This window comes from Phyllobacterium sp. SL163 (assembly GCF_049896885.1).
GTDB classification, from domain to species: domain Bacteria; phylum Pseudomonadota; class Alphaproteobacteria; order Rhizobiales; family Rhizobiaceae; genus Phyllobacterium; species Phyllobacterium calauticae.
This window is the reverse complement of the sequence record NZ_JAFCVE010000005.1, coordinates 1-21988: the sequence shown is the minus strand read 5'-3', so window position 1 is coordinate 21988 and position 21988 is coordinate 1. Positions and strand designations below refer to the sequence as shown.

General features: G+C 57.8%; 22 protein-coding genes. 12 read left to right on the top strand and 10 right to left on the bottom strand.

Annotated elements, in window-relative coordinates:
• Nucleotides 1-16 precede the first annotated feature (16 nt).
• The 7 genes from ACP7B1_RS12390 to ACP7B1_RS12360 all read left to right on the top strand — a co-directional run bounded on the left by ACP7B1_RS12390 (nt 17) and on the right by ACP7B1_RS12360 (nt 5300).
• The gene (locus ACP7B1_RS12390) at nt 17-940 is read left to right on the top strand and encodes a sugar phosphate isomerase/epimerase family protein (RefSeq protein WP_346304895.1); all 924 of its coding nucleotides are present in this window, start codon (nt 17-19) and stop codon (nt 938-940) included.
• A 106-nt stretch (nt 941-1046) separates the two neighbouring features.
• Nucleotides 1047-1385 carry a cupin domain-containing protein gene (locus tag ACP7B1_RS12385; protein ID WP_346304894.1) on the top strand — a complete coding sequence of 113 codons (339 nt, stop codon included), beginning with the start codon at nt 1047-1049 and terminating at the stop codon, nt 1383-1385.
• A gap of 92 nt (nt 1386-1477) precedes the next feature.
• Nucleotides 1478-2146 (top strand): amino acid ABC transporter permease, encoded by a 669-nt coding sequence (locus ACP7B1_RS12380; protein ID WP_130272359.1) that lies wholly within the window; start codon nt 1478-1480, stop codon nt 2144-2146.
• Entirely contained in the window at nt 2146-2817 is a 672-nt protein-coding gene (locus ACP7B1_RS12375; protein WP_346304893.1) for an amino acid ABC transporter permease, read from the top strand. Before ACP7B1_RS12380 ends, ACP7B1_RS12375 begins: the two co-directional genes overlap by 1 nt.
• Before the next feature lies 1 nt (nt 2818).
• Nucleotides 2819-3553, top strand: coding sequence for an amino acid ABC transporter ATP-binding protein (locus tag ACP7B1_RS12370; protein ID WP_346304892.1), 735 nt, complete (start codon nt 2819-2821; stop codon nt 3551-3553).
• A 2-nt stretch (nt 3554-3555) separates the two neighbouring features.
• The gene (locus tag ACP7B1_RS12365; protein WP_346304891.1) at nt 3556-4506 is read left to right on the top strand and encodes an isoaspartyl peptidase/L-asparaginase; all 951 of its coding nucleotides are present in this window, start codon (nt 3556-3558) and stop codon (nt 4504-4506) included.
• Nucleotides 4503-5300 (top strand): transporter substrate-binding domain-containing protein, encoded by a 798-nt coding sequence (locus ACP7B1_RS12360; protein WP_223614169.1) that lies wholly within the window; start codon nt 4503-4505, stop codon nt 5298-5300. Before ACP7B1_RS12365 ends, ACP7B1_RS12360 begins: the two co-directional genes overlap by 4 nt.
• 45 nt (nt 5301-5345) lie before the next feature.
• Here the strand turns inward: ACP7B1_RS12360 and ACP7B1_RS12355 are convergent, their stop codons facing one another.
• The 7 genes from ACP7B1_RS12355 to ACP7B1_RS12325 form a co-directional block, all read right to left on the bottom strand.
• Complete coding sequence (locus tag ACP7B1_RS12355; protein WP_346304890.1) at nt 5346-6344, bottom strand: LacI family DNA-binding transcriptional regulator; 999 nt, start codon at nt 6342-6344, stop codon at nt 5346-5348.
• Between the two features lie 137 nt (nt 6345-6481).
• Nucleotides 6482-7252, bottom strand: coding sequence for a TIM barrel protein (locus tag ACP7B1_RS12350; protein ID WP_223614167.1), 771 nt, complete (start codon nt 7250-7252; stop codon nt 6482-6484).
• Between the two features lie 46 nt (nt 7253-7298).
• On the bottom strand, nt 7299-9305 hold the full coding sequence (locus tag ACP7B1_RS12345; RefSeq protein ID WP_426136942.1) for an aldo/keto reductase: 2007 nt from the start codon (nt 9303-9305) through the stop codon (nt 7299-7301).
• A gap of 62 nt (nt 9306-9367) precedes the next feature.
• A complete protein-coding gene (locus ACP7B1_RS12340) occupies nt 9368-10456 on the bottom strand; it encodes a sn-glycerol-3-phosphate ABC transporter ATP-binding protein UgpC (RefSeq protein ID WP_346304888.1) in 1089 nt (362 codons plus the stop codon).
• 11 nt (nt 10457-10467) lie between these two features.
• Nucleotides 10468-11304, bottom strand: coding sequence for a carbohydrate ABC transporter permease (locus ACP7B1_RS12335; RefSeq protein ID WP_346304887.1), 837 nt, complete (start codon nt 11302-11304; stop codon nt 10468-10470).
• Nucleotides 11301-12161, bottom strand: coding sequence for a carbohydrate ABC transporter permease (locus tag ACP7B1_RS12330; protein WP_346304925.1), 861 nt, complete (start codon nt 12159-12161; stop codon nt 11301-11303). Before ACP7B1_RS12330 ends, ACP7B1_RS12335 begins: the two co-directional genes overlap by 4 nt.
• A 79-nt stretch (nt 12162-12240) precedes the next feature.
• On the bottom strand, nt 12241-13521 hold the full coding sequence (locus ACP7B1_RS12325) for an ABC transporter substrate-binding protein (protein ID WP_346304886.1): 1281 nt from the start codon (nt 13519-13521) through the stop codon (nt 12241-12243).
• A gap of 86 nt (nt 13522-13607) precedes the next feature.
• Here ACP7B1_RS12325 and ACP7B1_RS12320 point away from each other — a divergent pair, with 86 nt between their 5' ends.
• Together ACP7B1_RS12320 and ACP7B1_RS12315 are read left to right on the top strand one after the other, a co-directional pair.
• The gene (locus ACP7B1_RS12320; protein WP_346304885.1) at nt 13608-14531 is read left to right on the top strand and encodes a helix-turn-helix domain-containing protein; all 924 of its coding nucleotides are present in this window, start codon (nt 13608-13610) and stop codon (nt 14529-14531) included.
• Between the two features lie 254 nt (nt 14532-14785).
• Nucleotides 14786-15460 carry a FadR/GntR family transcriptional regulator gene (locus tag ACP7B1_RS12315; RefSeq protein WP_346304924.1) on the top strand — a complete coding sequence of 225 codons (675 nt, stop codon included), beginning with the start codon at nt 14786-14788 and terminating at the stop codon, nt 15458-15460.
• Between the two features lie 4 nt (nt 15461-15464).
• On the opposite strand, the gene ACP7B1_RS12310 is transcribed toward ACP7B1_RS12315, so the two are convergent.
• Entirely contained in the window at nt 15465-16235 is a 771-nt protein-coding gene (locus tag ACP7B1_RS12310) for an SDR family oxidoreductase (protein WP_346304884.1), read from the bottom strand.
• Between the two features lie 65 nt (nt 16236-16300).
• Nucleotides 16301-17293 (bottom strand): AraD1 family protein, encoded by a 993-nt coding sequence (araD1, locus tag ACP7B1_RS12305; protein WP_346304883.1) that lies wholly within the window; start codon nt 17291-17293, stop codon nt 16301-16303.
• Between the two features lie 329 nt (nt 17294-17622).
• Between araD1 and chvE the strand changes: the two genes are divergently transcribed.
• Nucleotides 17623-18678: a multiple monosaccharide ABC transporter substrate-binding protein gene (chvE, locus tag ACP7B1_RS12300; RefSeq protein WP_288191311.1), complete on the top strand. Its 1056-nt coding sequence runs from the start codon at nt 17623-17625 to the stop codon at nt 18676-18678.
• Nucleotides 18679-18706: 28 nt separating this feature from the next.
• Here the strand turns inward: chvE and ACP7B1_RS12295 are convergent, their stop codons facing one another.
• Entirely contained in the window at nt 18707-18853 is a 147-nt protein-coding gene (locus ACP7B1_RS12295) for a hypothetical protein (protein ID WP_346304882.1), read from the bottom strand.
• On the opposite strand from ACP7B1_RS12295, the gene mmsA reads away from it, so the two are divergent.
• Nucleotides 18852-20381: a multiple monosaccharide ABC transporter ATP-binding protein gene (mmsA, locus tag ACP7B1_RS12290; protein WP_426136941.1), complete on the top strand. Its 1530-nt coding sequence runs from the start codon at nt 18852-18854 to the stop codon at nt 20379-20381. The genes ACP7B1_RS12295 and mmsA overlap by 2 nt on opposite strands.
• On the top strand, nt 20378-21577 hold the full coding sequence (mmsB, locus tag ACP7B1_RS12285; protein ID WP_346304881.1) for a multiple monosaccharide ABC transporter permease: 1200 nt from the start codon (nt 20378-20380) through the stop codon (nt 21575-21577). The genes mmsA and mmsB overlap by 4 nt, the downstream gene beginning before the upstream one ends.
• Nucleotides 21578-21988: the final 411 nt, after the last annotated feature.

Here is a 21988-nt window from a genome sequence, read left to right as displayed (position 1 = left end):
CTTGAAAGGATCAAACATGAGTTCGGATTCAACCATTTCTGCCGTTGGCTTTTGCACCTACACCGGCAAGGGCAATTTTGACACGCTGGAAGACGCCCTTCGCACCATCGCCGGTCTCGGTGCCAATGCTGCCGAGCTGTCGCTTTATGGCGAAGAAATCATTTCGGGCGGCCGGATTATCCCGGGACGCGCCGAACGCCTGACCGCGATCACCCGTCAGTTCGACCTGCGCTACAGTGTTCACGGTCAGATCGTCTCCAATTTCATGGATCGCGAGCGCCTGGAGTATCAGAAGGCCGTGGTCCGCGCGATGCTGGAACTGTGCAATCGCGTTGAAGCGGGCATCCTCGTGCACCACAGCGGCAGTGCCAAAATGCCGGCCCAGTCACACATTGCCGATCTCGACCGGATGGAGCGCGATGCGCTTGCCGAAATGGCTGAGGTTGCCAAGGGTTACGGCGTGCGGATTGCCTTGGAAAACATTTTCGCGGTCACCGATGCGGAATACCGCCAGACACCGGCACAGGTTGGCGAAACCGTACGGACCATCGGCAGTGCCAATGTGTGTGGCCTGATCGATTTCAGCCATGCTTACATCGAGAGCACGCGGCTTGGTCTCGATTGGCGCGAACAGATCAAGGCGATGGCACCGGTCACCGGGCATCTGCATGTGCATGACAGCTTTGGCCGTCCTTACAACAGCATGACCAAATTCTATCATCCTGCTGAAGCAACGGCGCTTGGCATTGGCGACCTGCATCTGCCGATCGGTTGGGGCGACATTCCCTGGGAAGAAATCTTCGAGGAACTGACGTTCCTGCCGGATACCATGCTGATCATGGAAATTGTCGAGAACCGGTTTGCCAATGAGCAGGCGGATTGCCTCGAGCGTGCGTTCAAGCTGGCTGAAATCGCCAATCGCCGCCGTCTTGCGGCTTAGGTGAAAGCGGCGCGGTCGGCTGGTTGACCGCGCCTCTTGCTTCTGGTCACAATGCCGATCATCGAGACCGGCTGTTGCCGGTCTCTTGCTACTAGGAATTGTGAACATGGCTGATCATATTTTGTTTGTTGCAAAAGATTCCGCTGAATGGACCAGGACCGAGCCCGGCGTCAGCCGCCGCATCATGGCCTATCTGCCGGAAATGATGCTGGTGGAAGTGCAGTTTGAAAAGGATGCGGTCGGCTCGCTGCATTCGCATCCGCACATCCAGGCGAGCTATGTTGCAGAAGGACGCTTCGAAGTCACCATCGATGGCGTCAGCCAGGTACTGGAGCAGGGCGGCAGTTTCATTGTTCCGTCCAATCTCGTCCATGGGGTCAAGGCTCTGGAAAAGGGTCGCCTGATCGACAGTTTCTCGCCGCATCGGGCCGAGTTCCTCGCCTAAGCCACGCGTTCATTTTTCATGCTGCCACCGCTTGACAGCATCCTTGCGATAGGCAAAACTGAAACCGGTTTCACTTTGTGCTGGACGGACGTTTGACCTTTGATCTGACCATATTGGCACCGCACATTCCTTTCCTCGTGAAAGGGGCGGTCCTGACAGCTGAGGCTTGCGTGCTGGCGCTTGCCGGCAGCCTGTGCATTGGTACGGTCGTTGCAGCACTGGTCACATCCGCGTCGCCGCTTCTCTCCCGCATTGCCTATGTCTATGTCGATCTGTTCCGCAACATTCCGTTCATCGTCCAGCTGTTCTTTTTCTTTTACGGCCTGCCGGAGATCGGCATCTACATCGATGCGTTCACCACGGGTGTTATTGCACTTTCCATCGCGGGCGGCGCTTTTACCTCGGATGTGATCCGGTCGGGAATCCTCTCGATCGATCCCGGCATCCTGGAAGCGGCCGAAGTCAGCGGACTTTCCAAGCCGACGATCTTCCGCAAGATCGTCATGCCGATTGCGTTGAGGACCTCGGTGCGGCCCCTGGGTTCGGTTTTCATCAATCTCATCCTGACATCGTCGATCCTCTCGACGATCACGCTGAACGAATTGACCGGTTCGGCCAAGATCGTGGCATCGGATACGTTCCGGCCCTTCGAAATCTATGCGGTTCTGCTTGTCGCCTATGCCTGCCTGACCTATCTGGTCTCGCTCGCCATCGGCGCGTTGCATCGCTATCTCAACCGTGATCAGACAGAGGCCGCCTGATGCGTTATACGGCGTTCACCTCCTATGACATCGTCCTGCTCGCGCAGGGGCTGGGTGTTTCCCTCGCGCTTTTCCTGGCAACGACAATCATCGGCCTTTTCATCGGCTCTCTATGGGCCGTCATCCGGTTCTATCGCATTCCCGTGCTGGCGCAGGTTGTGGCTGTCGTCGCGGAAGTGCTGAAAAACTCCCCGGTTCTGGTCCAGCTGTTTCTCGTGTTCTTCGGCCTGCCTGCTTTTGCCAAGATCAATGTAACGCCGGTCGAGGCCGCAGTGATCACGCTGTCGGGCAATACGGCGGCGTTTGTCTATGTCATTGCCGTGTCGGCGATCGAGTCTATCGGCCGCGACCAGATCGAAGCTGCCCGGGTTTTCGGTTTGTCGCGTTGGCAAATCCTTCGCCGCATCATCGCACCGCAGGCCATGGCGTTTGCCATCGGTCCGCTAACCGGTCTTCTGGTGAACCAGCTGCAGGTGACATCGCTGATATCGGTGATCGGCGTGGTGGACCTGACGAAGATCGGCAACATTCTCAATCTGCGCACGCTGAAACCATTCATCGTCTGGGCTGTTGTGGGCGGGCTTTATTATGTCATGGCCAAGCTCGTCGCCTTTGGCGGAGCCAAGCTGGAGAAGCGGTTGAGGGCACACACTGCATGGAAAGGTCTCTGAAATGATCAGCGTGAGAGGAGTACGCAAGGCGTTTGGTTCTGCGGCCGTACTCGACGGAATAGACCTTGATGTCCACAGCGGTGAAGTCGTGTCCATTCTCGGCTCCAGCGGCTCGGGCAAATCGACCCTGATCCGCTGCATGAACGGCCTGGAGAAGCTCGATGGCGGGCGCATCACCATTGATGATTTCGACGTGTCGCGCCCGAAGGAGCTGTCGGAAGCCCGCAAACGGTCGGCGACGGTTTTTCAGCTTTTCAATCTCTACCCGCATATGACTGCCGTGCAGAACATTGCGCTGGCACCAGTGGAAGTGCTGAAAATACCGCGCAAGCAGGCGGAAGCCGATGCGCGTACGCTTCTGGACTCCGTTGGCCTGAGTGCCCGTGCCGATGCCTTCCCGGCGCAACTGTCCGGCGGGCAGCGCCAGCGTGTCGGTATCTGCCGGGCGCTGGCCATGAAGCCGCGCTATCTCCTGCTCGATGAAATCACCAGTGCACTCGATCCCGAGATGACGTCGGATGTGCTGGCCATTCTCGCCAAGCTCGCCCACGACGGAACGACGATGGTTTTCGTCACGCATGAAATCGAGTTTGCCCGGACGATCTCGTCGCGGATCGTCTTTCTCGACAAGGGACAGCTCGTTGTCGACCTGCCGACAGCTGAATTCTTTGCAGCCGATGGCGGCATGGCCAAGCCACGCATCGCCCAGTTTCTCTCCAAAATGCGTAAAGACTGACAATGATCCTGATTGCGAACAACGAGGCTTGGCCAGGTTTTGCCAGGAGCGTCGAGCTCCTCAAGCAGGAGGCGCACGGCCTTGACGCCATGGTCGCCGGTATCAGCGAAGTCGAGCGCGAAGTGAAGGTCCGCAGTGTCGGCTTCGGCGGTTGGCCCAACATGCTCGGGCGCATGGAGTTCGATGCGGGTGTGATGGATGGCACGACGCGGGATGTTGGCGCCGTCGGCGCGGTTCCCGATACGCTACCCGTCGCCGCGCTCGCGCATGCGGTGATGAAACGATTACCGCATGTCATGCTGACCGGCGATGGCGCCCGCCGTTTTGCCACGGAAATCGGCTTTCCCCTCGATGAAACGTTATATGAAGACAGCAAACGCGTCTGGTGGGAGCGGCTGCAGAAGGAATTGACGCCGGAGGAGTTGGCAGCCTTTCCAGATATTCCGCTCGCGCCCTTGAGCCGCACCATTACCGATCCGGAACGGGTCCGCGATACCACGGTGTTCCTGTCGAAGGATTCCGCCAACGGCATTCACGCGGTCACCTCCACCTCCGGCTGGGCCTGGAAATATCCGGGGCGCCTCGGCGATTCGCCCATCGCCGGTGCCGGGTTCTATGCGGACAGCCGCTATGGTGCCGCCGCCTGCACCCATACGGGTGAAATGACCATCCGCTGTGGCACGGCCCGCAGCATCGTGCTCGCCATGCGCTTCGGCCATTCCTTGCGCGCAGCGGTCGACATGGCGATGGAAGACCTCGCACAGCTGACCACGGGATTCTTGGCTGGTGTCGTCATTCATGCCATCGACGCCAAGGGCAATCACGATGTGGCAAGTTTCCGCTGCGACGATGAAATCAAATACTGGTTCTGGGAAGCCGGGATGGAGGAACCCGAACGCCGGCTTGCCCGAAAATATGATCCGCAACAAACAACACAAAGGGGACATTCATGAAACGGTTCATTGGAAAACTGGCGGCGCTCGCGCTGACCGGTGCACTGGCTTTTACCGGCGTGGCGCATGCCGGGAAGATTGATGACATTCGCGCGCAGGGAAAGGTCCGCATCGGCGTGTCGCTTGGCGGCGAGCCCATCGGTTTCCGCGACGACAAGAACAATCCGGTCGGCTATGATGTCGATGTGGCAACCATGCTGGCGGCCAAGCTTGGCGTTCCCGTTGAGTTCACCGACGTTTCCGGCGATGCCCGCGTGTCCATGCTGGTCTCCGGCCAGCTCGATATCGTGGTGGCCAATACCTCCGCGACGCTGGAACGCGCCAAGACCGTCAATTTCTCGATTCCCTACAACCGTGCCGGCCTGCGCGTCATCGTGCAGAAGGATGCGGGTATCGCCAAGCTGGAAGATCTGGCCGGCAAGAAGGTGGTTGTCGGCCGCGGCACGACAGGCGAAAGCTTCCTGAAGAAGAGCGTGCCGACGGCGGAACTGGTCTATACCGACAATTTCTCGCCCGATGGCGTGCTGCTCCTGCAGCAGAAGCGCGTCGCTGCGGCCATCGAAGATTCGTCGCTGCTCGACTATCTCGCCACCAAGAACGACAATCTGGTAACCTTGCCCGGCCTCTATTCCAACGATCCGATCGGCATTGCCGTTGCCAAGGGCGATCCGGAATTCGTCCGCTGGCTTGATATGTTCGTCTCCGACTACATCCAGTCCGGCGCCTATGATGCGAATTACAAGAAGTGGTGGGGCGAAAAATCCAACCCGCCGGCGCTGACGCCGCTCTGGTAACTTCGAGTCAAAGGCCGGGCATCGTTCCCGGCCTTTGCTTTTCGATCAGGAGCTTGACCGCGCGACGAAATAGGTCGGCACCTGGATGAGTTTCTCGCCCGCGTTGAACAGGGCTGGTTCCCGCAGAAACTTCAGGATTTCATCGATATAGGCGGCCTTGTCGTAACCGATGGATGAAATCGGGTAGGCCTCATATTCCGCCAGGGTCACGTCGTCGAAGCCGTAGAGACGGAATGTCCGCGGCCGGTTGTCCGGAAAGTCGTTCCGGTGCACATCGAGAACACCCATGGCCATCGCGTCGGATGTGCAGAACACCGCGTCCGCTGTTTGCCAATCGGACGAGGATGCCACATGGCGGCCGCTCTGGTAGGAATAGTCACCACGCAGTTCTGCGACCAGCCTGATGTCCTGGCGCTGCAGTTCCGATTTGTAGACGGCGATGCGCGTCTGTTCGACCGGCGAGGCGGACCGGCCAGTCACGAGGAGTGCACTGCGCACGCCCTTGTTTCGCGCATCAGTGACCGCTGCGGCAATCCCCACCTGCTCATCGGGAATGATGGCGGGAGAGCTCACATCCCGCATGCCGTTAAGCATCAGGACGCTGTCGTTGCGGAACATTTTCCGCACCGTTTCCGCATCGGCGAAATCCGAAAACACGAGGGCTGCATCGACGTGATAGGCAATGCCGTTGCGCAGGAACTCGTCTATTCGTTCGGCCGAGCCGACGCGGACAAAGATCACCTGTTTGCCGATGGACTGGATCTGGCTGATCAGGAGATCGAACAGGTCAAGGTCCGAGAGATCATGGATGTGGTTGACGATGACGGCAACGAGATTGACGGTCTTCGTGGTCAGGCTCCGCGCCAGGAGGTTGGGTTTGAAGCCAAGCTTGGCAGCCGCTGCCAATACCCGCTCCCGTTTGTCTGCCGAGACGGGCCTTGGTTCACTTGACAGCGCCCGGGACGCGATGGCGCGGGAGACACCCGCCAGTTCGGCGACATCCGCAATGGTTGGCAGGGTGTGACGTTTGCGCGGATCGGTCATGGATATCGGCATCCTTCATGTCTGATCCGCTCTTTGGTGTTGCCAAAAACCATGCGTTGATGGCCAGCAGGCAGGAAGCAAGGATCGATCCATGCTTACCCGCTTCCCCCTCAGCACTTCAATAGCAAAACACGCTTCTAACGTGGGCCAAGTGTGCGGAACGTCATCTCCAGACTCGATTGTGTGTCGGCGGTTGGCCGGTACTCCAGCCCGACAAATCCATTGTAGCCGTTGTCAAACAGCCAATGCAGGGATTTTGACAATTCCAGTGTGCCGCTGCCGGGCTCATTGCGGCCGGGATGGTCAGCAATATGGACATGGGCAACGCGGTCGATCCGGTCTTTGAGCACCTCTGCCGTCGCTTCTCCCATGACGAGAGAATGGTAGATATCGTAGACAATCCGGATTTCCGGACGGTTTACTTCATCGATAATATCAAGGCCTTCAACCGTTGAATGAAGAAAATAGCCCTTGTGGTCAATGAGGGTATTGAGTGGTTCAAGCCCCAGCACAACGCCGGTTCCAGCCAGCACATCGGCCGCCTGTGTCAGGCAATCGACCAAGGCCTGATGTTGTTCGGCGCGGGTGCGGCCGGGAAGATCATCCCCGGCCTGCGCGATGAGCACCTTGGCACCCAGCCGGTTCGCCATTTCGGCGCTGGCCCGCAGACCAACCAGAAAGGCATCATGGGACGCAGGATCGGTCAGCGGAATCATTGGCTCCGCGACGAGACTGGACAACGCAAGTTTTGTCTCAGCCAGCGCTTTTTCGACCGCCGGTATGTCCTTTTCCGTCCATTTCCAGAACTCGACCGCGTCAAGCCCGGCATCCCTTGCCAGGCGGATGCGGTTGGCGAAATCAGGCGACTCGGGAGCGAACAACCACTCGATACATGCCGAATACTTCATCGCTTCCCCCTTGCTGATTTTATCCTCCTGCTTGCCACATCCACGCCTATCCTTCCAGCCATTTCACCTGATCCGGGGTCAGATTGATGTCGAGTGCCGAAAGGCTGTCTTCAAGCTCGCCAAGTGTCCGGGGGCCGATAAGCGGAATGACAGGGAAGGGCTGGGCAAGCACATAGGCGAGAGCCACGTGGATGGGATTACGGCCGAGTTTACCTGCCAGTTCTATGGCGCGATCACGCCGGCCAAAGTTCTTGTCGGAATACCAGACGCGAACCAGCTCCTCATCGTCCCGCTTGTCACGGCCTGCGCGGTCGGTAAAGAAGCCGCGCCCCTGGCTTGACCAGGCAAAGTTCGGCATCTGCTTCGCGTTCAGCCACTTTTTCCAATCCTCATCCGAGGCTGCGACACAACCGGCCCAGATCGGGTCCAGCATTTCGGCGAGCGAGAAATTGTTCGACAGGGCACCGGGTGCTGTCTTGCCGTTCTTCGCCGCATAGGCAATAGCCTCGTCCATGCGTTCCCGCGTCCAGTTCGACCCGCCGAACGGGCCGCGAATCCGGCCTGCCCGAACCTCGGCATCCATGGCGTCGACAAATTCGCCGACGGGAATATCGGGGTTGTCGCGGTGCATGAAATAGACGTCGACATGATCAGTCTTCAGGCGGTCAAGCGACCGGGAGAGCTGTTTGCCAATGGCATCGGGATAGCAGAGCGGCGAATGGGCCCCCTTGCCGATGAGGACAATATCCTCCCGTGGAACGGAGCGGCTGGTGTGCCAGTCGCCGAAGATTTCCTCCGTCTTTCCCCCGGCATAGATATAGGCCGTATCGAACAGATTGCCGCCTGCCTCGTAATAGGCGTCCAGGGTCAGGGAACCGGCGGCAAAATTCGGGAAGAACTCAAATCCGAGCGCCACGGATGATGCAGGTTTCGCAAGACCCGGGATTGCCCTCTTGGGTACGCTTTTGCCTTGCACAGGCACATTGCCGGAGATTGTGGTTGTTCGTTTGGCAGCTTTTTCAATGCTGTATTCGAGTCCGATAGAAGCACGCCATTGATCCAGCACCCGCAGATTGCCGAGCGAGTCCGCCCAGCTCATGCCGGGTGGTGCAAATTCCTGCCGTTTCTCGCGGATGGCACTGCCTGCCGCATCCACCTCAAAGGCATAAAGCCAGCGGTCTTCCACTACTTCGATAGTCTCATGCACACCGCCGGGCCGGAAAATCTCGATCTTGCCCGTGCCGCCCTGTTGACCGGAGGCATACCAGAAATCCCCAACCTCGATGCGGCCCTGTGCGCCGATGATACGAAGTGTATTGTCCTGCTCCGCCATGATCGAGCAGGAGACCTCGGCAACAATACCGTTCGGGAATTTAAGCAGGGCAGACGCCCATTCGTCGACACCTGTCTGGCCAAGATGAGCGGCGCCTGCAACAGATTCCGGTTCGAGAAATGGTTTGCCTTCGACGCTGCCCGCAATCAGCCGTGCCATGGAAACGGGATAGCAGCCGACGTCGAGGATACCGCCGCCTGCCGTCTCATTGGCGAACAACCGGTGCTCCGGTTTGACGCTGCCCATGTTGAAACCGAAACTTGATCGGATGATACGGATATCGCCGATGATACCGCTTTTGACGAGTTCGATCAGTTTGGCGGTTTGCGGGTGAACCCGGTACATGAAGGCTTCACCAGCAAACACACCTGCCTTGCGGGCTTCATGGAAGATCGCATCGGCGTCATAGGCGCTGAGAGCAATGGGCTTTTCAACGAGCACATGCTTGCCGGCGCGGATGGTTTTGATCGCCCATTTGGCATGGCCGGTGTGCGGCGTCGCGATATAGACGGCGTCGATTTCTGGATCATTCAGCAATGCTTCATAGCCACTGACGATGCGGGCGCCGGGGAAATGGGCCGCGAGTTCCGGCTTGTCCGGATTGCGCGAGGCAATCGCGATGAGCTTTCCCGTTGCCGAATGGGCAACGCCACTGGCAAAGGTGCGCGCTATGGTGCCGGGGCCGATAATGCCCCAGCGGATCGTTGGTGTGTCAGTCATGCTTGATCCTCTTTGGGTGAGTTGCGGCCACCGGGAGTGTGACCGGAAAAGCGAAGTCCGGTTTATCGAAGCCTGTTTCCTGCACTGTCGAACAGCAGGGCGTGGCTGGATTTGATGGCGATGGTCAGCGTGTCCGTCTTGAGTTCGTTGCGCGATTCCTCACGCTCGATGATCAATTGTTCGCCGCCGGCGACGTTGGCGTAGATGTAACTGGTGTTGCCGAGATGTTCGGCAACATCCACCGTGACGGTCATGTCGGCATCCCCCTGACCCGCCTTGGCGAAGTGCTCGGGACGCACGCCGAGCGTCACCTTATCGCCGATTGCAGGAGGCGGATTGTTCATGGGCAGGGTGAGACGGATTTTGCCCTGATTTACGAGGGTGATGGTGATGCTGTCAGGATTCGCCGCGATAACCTCGGCGCTCATGAAGTTCATTTTCGGCGACCCAACGAAACCGGCCACAAACTGGTTGGCTGGGTTGTCGTAGAGATCGAGCGGTGCGCCGATCTGTTCAATATTACCGCCCCGCAGCACCACGATCTTGTCTGCCAGCGTCATGGCTTCGGTCTGGTCATGGGTCACGTAGATCATGGTCGTACCCAGTTCCTTGTGCAGGCGGGAAATCTCGACGCGCATCTGCACCCGCAGCTCCGCATCGAGGTTGGAGAGCGGTTCATCAAACAGGAAAACCCGTGGTTCGCGGACGATGGCGCGGCCGATGGCAACGCGCTGGCGCTGTCCGCCTGACAGCTGCTTCGGGCGGCGTTGCATCAGCTCCTTGATCTGAAGAATGTCCGCCACCTTCCGGACGCGGCGATCCGTATCGGCCTTGGGGTTGCCGGTCATGCGCAGGCCGAAGGCGAGATTCTGCTCGACCGTCATGTGCGGGTACAGCGCATAGGACTGGAACACCATGGCGATACCGCGGTCGGCAGGCTCGACATCATTGACCAGCGTATCACCGATATGGATTTCGCCGTCCGTTATGTGTTCAAGGCCGGCAATCATGCGCAAGAGCGTGGACTTGCCGCAACCGGAGGGGCCGACGAAGACGACGAACTCACCATCGGCCACATCGAGGCTGGCATTGCGGATGATCTCGTAGGAACCGAAACGTTTGATGACATTCCTGAGTGAAAGTTCGGCCATGCGGCGTTTCCCTATTTGATGGCGCCGGCGGCGATGCCGGCGATGAAGTGGCGCTGCAGAAGAATGAAAATGACGAGGATCGGGGCCGTGAGCATGACGGCCCCGGCCATGATGCCGCCCCACGACACCTTGGTGAGACCGATCAATGTTCCGAGCGCAACGGGAGCGGTCAGCATGCCCGGCCGGGAATTGATCAGCAGCGGCCAGAGGTAATTGTTCCAGGTTGCAAGGAAGAGAATGATCGCGAGTGCCGCCATGGTAGGCCGTGCCAGAGGCAGGGCAATGCGCAGGAAGATCTGCCATTCCTTGACCCCTTCCACCCGCGCGGCATCGAAGAGTTCAGCCGGCATCATGGAAAAGGCCTGCCGCATGAACAGCACGCCCAGCGAATTGAAGAGCGGCGGGACGATGAGCGCAATCCATGTGTTCGCCATCTTGAACTCCCGCGCCACCATGATGAATTGCGGGATCACCACGACGAAATAGGGCAGGGTGATCGTGCCGAGAATGATTGCGATGACCAGCGACTTGCCGACGAATTGGTACCGGGCAAGGGCCCAGCCTGCCATGGAGGTGAGCAGGACCGACAGGATTGTGTAGACGATCGCGACGCCGATGGAGATTGTCAGGGCGCGGATGAAATCCGTGTCCGCCTGCAGATTGCTGAAATTCTCCAGGAAATGCGTGGATGGGAGAAGTTCGATCTGCGCGCTGAAAATGCCGGAGTCCGGCATCGTCGCGAACACGAACATCATCCAGAGCGGAAACAGCCAGATGATCGCCAGCGGGATGAGGACGCCATGCAATGCCAGCGAGCGGACCAGGGTCGAGCGTGACTGCGACTTCATTTCTCGTCCCTCCCGATCCAAAGATTGAGCAGCGAAATCAGCACCGCCAGCGCCGCCATGGTGTAGGCGATCGCCGAAGCGTAGCCGAAATTGAGCGAGGTGAAGCCTTGCCTGTACAGGAATAGCCCAAGGGTTTCCGTGCCGCCGCCGGGTCCGCCACGGTTGGTGATCAGCATCGGCTCGGTGAAGAGCTGCATGGAGCCGATGATCGACAGGATGACACAGAAAAGGATGATCGGCTTCAGAAGCGGCAGTGTGATGTAGATGAACTGCCGGGCCTTGCCCACGCGATCCAGCGTTGCGGCTTCGTAGACGTCGCCGGGGATGGACTGAAGCCCGGCCAGAATGAGGATCGCATTGTATCCGGCCCAGCGCCATGTCACTGCGATGATGAGAAGCGCCATGGCCGCGGGGGCGTCCGCAAACCATGAAATCGAAGCTATGCCGACACTGTTCAGCAGTTTGTTGATGACACCGAAATCAAGATTGAACATGAGACGGAACACGGCGGCATAGGCGACTTCACCGACCACGATGGGTGCGAAGAAGGCAAAGCGGAAAAGGCCGCGTGCTCTCAGGAGTGGAGAATTGAGCAGCACTGCCATGACTGTCGCTAGCGTGATCATCACCGGAACCTGAACGGTCAGGATGATCATCGTGTTCTTCAGCGCATTGTAGAAGGCGGGATCGTTGAACAGACGGCCCCAATTGGCGCCAAAGCTGAAAACCCAGGGGTTCACACGGGTGTTCTGAAACGACATCAGAAATGAGCTGATGATCGGCCATATCCAGAAGGCCGCAAAAATCATGAGATAGGGGGCAAGGAACCCATAGGCGGCCCGGTTGCGCAGCTGCATCGATTGTCCTCCACGACGGATAGTCAGGTCTTCCAACGGAATGCCGGACAGGCGCTCCCACTCCTGTCCGGTGCCGAGCTCATTGAGCGATTGGCAGTCCTGTTGCCGATGCAATCTGGTTTGCTGCATCATCCAGCGCAGCCTTTGCGTCGGGATATCCTCCTGCAAAATATTTGGTTTGGGTTGCCTTGTAGATGCCGTTTGCATCACCTTGAAACGCGGTGCCGCGACCGGCCACGATCTTTGGCAATGTGCCAAGAATATCGGTCCAGATTGCCTGCCCGCCCCAATAGGGCTGTGCTTCGGACACGAAGGGCTGCTTCTCGGCGCTGAGCAGCGAGGGTACAAGACCGAAATTCTTGAGCATGGTGATCTGTCCCTCATCGGTGCCGAGGACGTAATTCATATAGGTCCAGGCCGCTGCCTTGTTCGGCGAGCCGCTGCTGATTGCCAATGACGAACCGCCGACATTGGCCGCATGGCTCCCGTTGGGAGTAAGACTTGGCATGAGGTAGACGCCCCATTTGCCAGCAAGTTTGGGAGAGTTGGTGCGGATGGTGCCCTCATACCAGCCGCCATAGAGCTGGCTCGCGACGGTGCCGGCGGTATTGGCCTGAACCTTTTCGTCCCAGTTGGCCGCTGTGAGCGTGCCTGCGTCCTTCATCTGCTTGATCTTCTCCAGCGTGGCAATGCATGCGGGCTGGTTGATCGTGATGGTCTGGCCATCGGCGGAAAAGAAGCCGCAACCCTGCTCGTTGGAGATCATACGGAACCATTCGCTGTCGCCGTTGAAGTCCGCCTGAGCCATGACAACACTGGGGTTGGCAGCGGCAATTTTCTTGCCAGCGGCGATGAAATCATCCCAGGTCACTATGCTCTTGGGATCCACGCCGGCCTTTTCGTAATAGTCGCGCCGGTAAAAAACGGCGACGGGACCGGAGTCCCATGGCATGGCATAGGGGACATCGCCGGCTTCCAGCTCGGTGCGTTTGAAATCCGGGAATTTGGCTTGTATGTCGCTGGTGTAGCCAAGTTCCTTCAGATTGGTGAAGCAATCGGGAAAGCGGTTCCAGAAAATCTCGGCCTTGTAATTCTCGATCGTGACGATATCCGGCAGGCCACCCCCGCCTGCCGCACAGGCTGCGAGTGTCTTGTCAAAGACCTGGTTATTGCCAAGATCCTGAACATTCACCTTTATATCCGGAAACTGCTTGTTGAAGCCTTCCAGCGATGCTTTCAGGGAAGAAGCCGCGATATCCCAGCTCCAGACGGTAATTTCGGTTGGCTGGGCCGAAGCGGTCGCCGAACCCATGCCCAATGCTGCGACAAGTGCTGTCGCGCCAAGAAATTTGAAGCTCATTGAAAATCCTCCCTTTTCAATTGCCCGATCTTTGCGAACATGGCTACACTAGCGGCAAGGGAGCGCCTGTCTCTCATAAAGGGAACATGAATTGGGCGGAAAGTAAGATGGGAGAAAGGCCGATCTATCAGCCGGGGGCGAGCAGTGTCGAAGGGTTGCCGACAGCCCTGCAAATGTTTCACAATCACCCGCTCATCATGGCCATGCCGCATTGGCACGCACAGGTCGAGGTCAACTACGTCATTCGCGGTTCCGTGCATTATCGGATGAAGGATCACAAAATCCGCCTCAATGCGGGTGACATGTGCCTGTTCTGGGGCGGTCAGCCGCACCGGATGGACGAATCCTCCGACGATTCGATTTACGCGGGCGCGCATCTGCCGCTCGTGTATTTCTTTCGCATGCGGTTGCCGGAGAGCGTACCGAGCCGATTGATGCAGGGTGCAACCCTTGTCACCGCTGCAACCGACACGGCCGATAGGGAAAACTTTACGCGATGGTATAGTTATGCCCAGTCGGGGGATCCGGTGAAGGCGGAACATGCGGTCAATGAACTGCTTCTGCGGATCGAACGCATTGGCTTCGAGCCTTATCGCCTGGTGCCTGATTGCCCGAATATGTCTGCTGGTGAACCATCCAGTCAGCAGTCGTCCAGGGCGGTTGCGCGGATGTGTGATTTTATAGCAGGCAACTTTCTGCAGGATATTGACTCGATCGACATAGCCACGTCGGCGGGGCTTCATCCCAAATATGCGATGAGCGTGTTCAAGAAATCGACTGGCATGACATTGAACAATTACGTGAGTCTTCTCAGGCTGTCCTACGCGCAGGCCATGCTGCTGCAGGACAGGGCGAATGTGCTGCAGGTCGCGATGGACAGCGGATTTGGCTCGCTCAGCGCCTTCAACAAGTCGTTCCGCAATATTGCCGGCATGTCCCCATCGGACTTCCGGCGCGATCTGCGCAGCGGAGGGCAATTGACCGGCGGGGCGGCTGGATTTCAAGGGTAGCGCCTATGGCAAGCGGCAGCGGATTTGTGCGTTGTTCAGATTGAGAATTGTTATTGATCATATAATATTATAAATAGTGGTCAGGGAGGAACTGGCGAAGCAGACTGCGTCCACGAAGCACGTGGAGCCGATCAATATTTGCTTCAGCGTCAAGAAGCAAATCGCCAGTCACAGGGATACAATTGGTCGAAAACGAACTCAGCAATTATGATTTTCGTACGGCGGGTCATTCGCGTACGCATCACGGCCACGTCATGCGCGATCTTGGCCTGCGGATCGTCAACGGGTCCTATCCCGAGAACAGCATTCTGCCGGGGGACGCGGAATTACTCGAGCGCTTTGGCGTGTCGCGCACCGTTCTGCGCGAGGCGTTGAAGACCCTCGCAGCAAAAGGGCTCATCCAGCCCAAGGCCAAGATCGGCACCCGCGTGCTGGAACGCTCCAACTGGAATCTTTTCGATCCGGATATTCTCGTCTGGCATTTCGAGGCCGGTGCCAGCGCCGCCTTCCTGTCGAGCATCGTGGAAATGCGTCTGGCGCTGGAACCGGAAGCTGCGGGTCTTGCCGCACTGCGGCGCACCGAAGCGCAGCTTGCAAAGCTCTACGAATGGGTTGAGCAGATGGGCAGCACACGGGAATCGCCAGCCCATTTTGTCCATAGCGACCTCCAGTTCCACATCGCCATTGCGGAAGCCTCCGGCAATCCGTTCATGCGTTCGATCAGTGCCCTCATCGAGGTGGCGCTGGTGACAACCTTCACAATCAGCTCGCCCATACCCAACACCGAGCGTCACATGCATTCGGTTGCACGGCACAGGGCCATCGCCGATGCCATCAGGGACCGGGACGTGGCGGCTGCCAAGGAAGCCATGCGCGGCGTCATTCAGGATGGCGCCGAACGCGTCCTCGCAGCCTCGGGCCCGGACTAGAGCCTTAGACCCATCCGCCGTCGACGATGAAGTTCTGGGCGGAACACATTCTGGAATCATCCGATGCGAGAAACAGCGCCATGCGGGCGATATCATCCGGCATGACCCGTCCAGCCAGGCATTGGCTGCGGTCAATCAATGCATTGGCTGCATCGTCGACCCAAAGATCGAGCTGGCGCTGGGTCATCACCCATCCCGGCACCAGCGTGTTGACGCGGATAGCGTGTTTGCCAAGATCGCGGGCAAAGGAGCGCGTGAGGCCGTGGACGGCCGACTTGGCAGAGGCGTAGCCGGGATATCCTCCCGACGCCATCATCCAGCCGACGGAGCCGAAATTGATGATGGAACCGCCGCCGGTCGCAATCATTGCCGGTGCGACTGCCTGGATGGCGAAAAACATATGGCGCAGGTTTACGGCGATGCGCTGATCGAAATACTCCGGTGTCACCTCACGCCAGTCATGGCGTGTGTCATTGGCAGCATTGTTCACGAGAACCGTTGTCGCGCCGTGGATGTCCTCGATTGCGCGAATTGTCCTTTGATAGGCACCAATATCCGTCACGTCGGCGGCGCGAAATGTTACGTTGCCGCCTGAGGCATTCAGTTCGTCAGCAAGTTTCCTGCCCTCCGCTTCGGCAAGATCAACAAATCCCACCCTGGCGCCTTCCGCCGCAAAGGCGCGGACGATCATCTCGCCGATACCCGTCGCACCGCCGGAAATGAAAACTGGCTTGCCGGACAGGCCGGGATAACGTGCGAAAACGGACGGCGTCATTGTCATCATCTGTACCGATTATTGTTGCGGGCAGGGCGTGCGGACCTGTCTGGCAGTTTTGCACCTTAAAGTGTAGCCACTTTCACCTTTACCGGCTTTTGTATTTTCAGCGGATTGCGCAAGGGTAGGCCGAAGGCGGGGGCTTCGATTTCAAAGACGTCGCCATTCTCTGTCTTGATGCCATCGGCGAAGGACAGCGTTGCGGTTCCGAACATGTGGACATGGACATCGCCGGGCTGGCGGAAAACCGGATACTTGAAATGATGATGTTCGAGATTGGCAATGGTGTGGGACATGTTGTCTTCACCGGACAGGAAAGGCTTTTCCCAGATCGTCTTGCCCTTGCGCAGGATACGCGAACTGCCGCGAATGTCGGCCGGCAGATCACCGACGATCAACTCCGGTCCCAGGGAACAGGGGCGCAGTTTGGAGTGAGCCAGAAAGAGATAATTGACGCGCTCGGTGACATGATCGGAGAATTCATTGGCGAGTGCAAAGCCGATGCGGAACGGCGTGCCGTCGGAACCGATCACATAGATACCGGCAATCTCCGGTTCTTCGCCGGCGTCTTCGGCAAAGGCTGGAGACAAAAGCGGCTGCCCCGGCCCGGTGAGCATCGTGCCGTTGCCCTTGTAGAACCATTCCGGCTGTACGCCGGTCTGTCCTTTTCTGGGTTTGCCGCCTTCAAGACCCATGCGGAACATCTTCATCGAATCGGTCAGGGTTTCTTCCTTGGCATCGTCGATCTTGCGGTGCATGGCATCGCGCGTCGCTGCGGATCCAAGATGGGTCAGGCCCGTTCCCGTCAGATGGATGTGGGCTGGATCGTGCGTATCGACGGGCGACAGCAACCGTCCTTCGGCATAGGCGGCCTCAATATCGAGCACTTTGCCCAGCCCGCGCTCTTCGACGATCCTGGAGAGGGAGGTCTTGGCTTCAATGGCGGCGTGCGCGAGTTCGAGAACCGACCGGGTCCGTTTCACGTGCCGGAACGTATCATCCACCCGCGCGGCAACCTGCCGCTTCCCATTGGCATTGAGCAATTGAACCAAATTCACGTCTGTCCTCCCGGGGAATTGTCGTGTGAAGCAAGCGCCGCTTCACTTCATTCTTGACTTTTAGCGAGTGATTTTTGAAAAATACTATAATAGTATTATATCGATGTAAACGGTTGCGAGCCCGGTTTTCTGATTGCGCTGGTGGCCCGCTGGGAAAGACTTTTTGCTGTGGTTCGAAAGGACTATTCCAAAAGTCATACTTTTGAGATAAGTGTTGCAAGGATCGTGCTCTGGGAGGAGCTGGAGGCTGATACGAAGACGATTCCGCCCGGAAAACATGCTCGACTAAAATAGCGTCCATTAGGGAAATTGGGAGGATACCAGTGAAAATGTTTAAGATGGTTGCTGCAGGCCTGATCGCGCTTTCTGCGATGGGTACGCAGGGTTTTGCTCAGGACAAGGGCGCCGTTGGCATCTCGATGCCGACGAAATCCTCCGCACGCTGGATTGCTGACGGAGACAATATGGTGAAGGCGCTCAAGGAACGCGGCTACACCACCGACCTGCAATATGCGGAAGATGACATTCCAAACCAGCTTGCCCAGATCGAAAACATGGTCACCAAGGGCGTGAAGGTTCTGGTCATCGCGGCCATTGACGGCACCACGCTGTCCAATGTGCTGCAGCAGGCGCATGATGCGAACATCAAGGTCATTTCCTATGATCGCCTGATCCGCGATTCCGGCAATGTCGACTACTACACGACGTTTGACAATTTTCAGGTTGGTGTCCTGCAGGCCGGATCGCTCGTGAAGGCACTTGGTCTTCCCGAAGCAAAGGGCCCGTTCAACATCGAACTGTTCGGCGGCTCACCCGACGATAACAACGCGTTCTTCTTCTACAATGGCGCCATGTCCGTGCTTCAGCCTCTGATCGACAGCGGCAAGCTCGTCGTCCAGTCCGGCCAGACCGGCATGGACAAGGTCGGTACGCTGCGCTGGGATGGCGCGGTCGCCCAGGCCCGCATGGATAATCTCCTTTCCGCCTATTACACGGACAAGAAGGTCAACGCCGTTCTGTCCCCGTATGATGGCCTGTCGATCGGTATCCTCTCGTCGCTGCGCGGTGTCGGCTACGGCACCAAGGACCAGCCGTTCCCGTTTGTTTCCGGGCAGGATGCCGAAGTTCCCTCGGTTAAGTCGATCATTGCCGGCGAACAGTATTCCACGATCTACAAGGACACGCGTGAACTGGCCAAGGTGACGTCGAACGTCATCGACAAGGTGCTGAAGGGCGAGCAGCCGGAGATCAACGACACCAAGACCTACAACAATGGTGTCAAGGTTGTTCCGTCCTATCTCCTGAAGCCGGTGGAAGTGGACAAGACCAACTGGAAGGAAATCCTGATTGGCGGCGGTTATTACACCGAAGCCCAGATCAAATAAGTCTTGGATATCCGGCAAACCCTGCGCATCATTGCGCAGGGTTTGTTGTTACGCCGGTCGTGATACCTGCCAAGAATATTCCGCTGGTGTGCGACCGCTGGGTTTCTATAAGTTTGCCAAGAGAAACGCCGTCTGAGCCTATATGCTGCTCGCAGGCGTCGATGAGGATCTGCATGGATACTATCCTCGAAATGCACAATATCACCAAAACCTTTCCCGGGGTGAAAGCGCTCAACAATGTCAATCTGAATGTCCGCAAGGGCGAGATTCACGCGCTCGTCGGCGAGAACGGTGCGGGAAAATCAACCCTCATGAAAGTGTTGAGCGGTGTCTATCCGCATGGCAGCTATGAGGGTGAAATTCACTATAACGGGCAGGAACAGCACTTTCGCGATATCGGCGACAGTGAAGCGAAAGGCATTATCATCATTCATCAGGAGCTGGCGCTTGTGCCGCTTCTGTCCATTGCCGAGAACATCTTCCTGGGCAATGAACCGGCGAAATTCGGCATTATCGACTGGCATGCTGCGGAAACCCGCACGCGCGCGCTGCTCAAGAAGGTCGGCCTGCGCGAAGATCCGCAGACGCTGATCACCAATCTCGGCGTCGGCAAGCAGCAGCTGGTGGAAATCGCCAAGGCCCTGTCGAAAGAGGTCGAACTGCTCATTCTCGATGAGCCGACAGCCAGTCTGAATGAAAAGGACAGCGATGCGCTGCTTGAACTGCTGCTGGAATTCAAGGCGCAGGGTATTTCGTCGATCCTGATTTCCCACAAGCTGAACGAAGTCGGCAAGGTTGCCGACCGCATCACCGTGCTGCGCGACGGGGCGACGATCGAAACGCTGGACAAGGACGCGATCTCCGAGGACCGGATCGTGACCTCCATGGTCGGGCGCCAGCTGGCGGATCGCTTTCCCCAGCGCGAGCCGGATATTGGCGACGTCGTCTTTGAAGTGAAGGACTGGGTGGTTCACCATCACGTTCACAGCGACCGGACCGTCATCAACGGCATCAATCTCAACGTTCGCAAAGGCGAGGTCGTGGGGATCGCCGGGCTGATGGGGGCAGGGCGCACCGAATTTGCCATGAGTGTCTTCGGCAAGGCCTATGGCCGCAAGATCAGCGGCGAGGTTTTCATCAAGGGCAGGAAGGTGGATGTCTCGACCATCGGCAAGGCCGTCGAAAACGGCATCGCCTATGTCACGGAAGATCGCAAGACCTATGGGCTCAATCTGATCGACCACATCAAGCACAACACCACCATCGTCAACCTCAACGCTGTGTCGCATGGTGGTGTGCTGGACGATATGGCGGAATTGAAAGTGGCCAATGAATACCGCCGCAAAACCAATATCCGCTCGTCCAGCATCTATCAGAAAACCGGCAACCTTTCCGGCGGCAACCAGCAGAAGGTTGTCCTGTCGAAATGGCTTTTTGCCAATCCGGACCTGCTGATGTTGGACGAGCCGACCCGCGGGATCGACGTCGGGGCAAAATATGAAATCTATTCCATCATCAACCAGCTGGTGAGCGAGGGCAAAAGCGTGCTGATGATCTCGTCGGAAATGCCGGAGCTGCTCGGCGTCTGTGACCGGATCTATGTGATGAACCAGGGAAGGATCGTCGGCGAAATGCCAGCCAAGGAAGCAAGCCAGGAAAAGATCATGCGCGCCATTATCCGTGCCGAAGGGAAAACATCATGACTGTTGAAACCGCAGCAACCCCGACGAAAACCGAAGCCAAGACGGACGGGTCGCCCATGAAGGGCAATCTGCGCGAATACGGGCTGGTGCTGGCGCTGATCCTGATCATGTTGTTCTTCCAGTTCACCACGAACGGCACGCTGTTCCGCCCGGTCAACCTGACCAACCTCGTCCTGCAGAACAGCTACATCATCATCATGGCCCTCGGCATGCTGCTGGTGATCGTCGCCGGTCACATCGATCTGTCGGTGGGGTCGGTCTCGGGATTTGTCGGCGGGCTTGCCGCCGTGATGATGGTGCAATGGCATATCCATTATATACCGGCGACAATCCTGTGCCTGATCATGGGCGGTCTCATCGGCGCGGCCCAGGGCTATTGGGTCGCCTATCACAAGATACCGTCCTTCATCGTGACCCTGGCAGGGATGCTCGTCTTCAAGGGGCTGGCCCTGTGGCTTCTTGGCGGCCAGTCCGTCGGACCGTTCCCGCCGCAGTTCCAGTTGCTCAGCTCCGGTTTCATTCCCGACGTCTTCGGTGGCGCCGGTTTCAACATCACCTCGATGCTGGTCGGTATCCTTCTCGTGGCGGCGATGATCTATTTCAGCCTGCGCGGTCGGGCCAAACGCGAGAAGCACGGCTATCAGGGCGAGCCGTTTGCTCTGTTTGCCGCCAAGAACCTGATCATCGCCGGCATCATCCTGTTCCTGACTTATCTGCTGTCCTCCTATAAGGGCTTGCCGAATGTCCTGATCGTCATGTCGCTGCTGATCGCCCTGTTCGTTTTCGTGACGAAACGCATGACCGTCGGGCGGCGTATCTACGCCATGGGCGGCAACGAGAAGGCGGCAAAGCTGTCCGGCATCAAGACGGAGCGGCTGACCTTTCTTACCTTCGTCAATATGGGGGTTCTGGCCGCGCTGGCCGGGCTGATCTTTGCCGCTCGCCTCAACACGGCAACGCCGAAGGCCGGTCTCGGCTTTGAGCTCGATGTGATCGCCGCCGTCTTCATCGGCGGCGCGTCGGCGATGGGCGGCGTCGGGCAGGTGATGGGTGCTGTCATCGGCGCCTTTATCATGGGCGTCATGAACAATGGCATGTCGATCATGGGCGTCAACATCGACTGGCAGCAGGTGATCAAGGGGCTGGTCCTGCTCGCGGCCGTGGTTTTCGACGTCTACAACAAGAACAAGGGGTAAAATGCCCACCCTGTTCTGAATGCAACAGCCCGGTCTCAAGCCGGGCTGTTTGTTTTCGCGCCCTGAGTCGGTTCATTTGGTCGGCCCGCTCATCTTCATCGCGGAAAAAATGGATATTTCCGTGCCGGGGAACCGGAAAACAGCTTATGGTTAACGGATTATAACTGTCACATTTCCCCTGTCCGGGAGCAGAATTCCCGTATTTGCTGGCTTCTTGGTGTGGTGTCGGTTGAGTTATCCCCAGGGGTTGCTTGGCTGATTTGAGAAAGTTTTGTTTTGTGCGTTTTTTTGGAAAAGGCGTGTTGACAGTTTTGGTTGGTGGGGTCTATATACCGACACAACGAGGGCGGGGCGCCGCTGGCGGTTGCTGAATGCGCCCTAAAGGAAGCTCTCAAGTGGTTTTCGGATTGT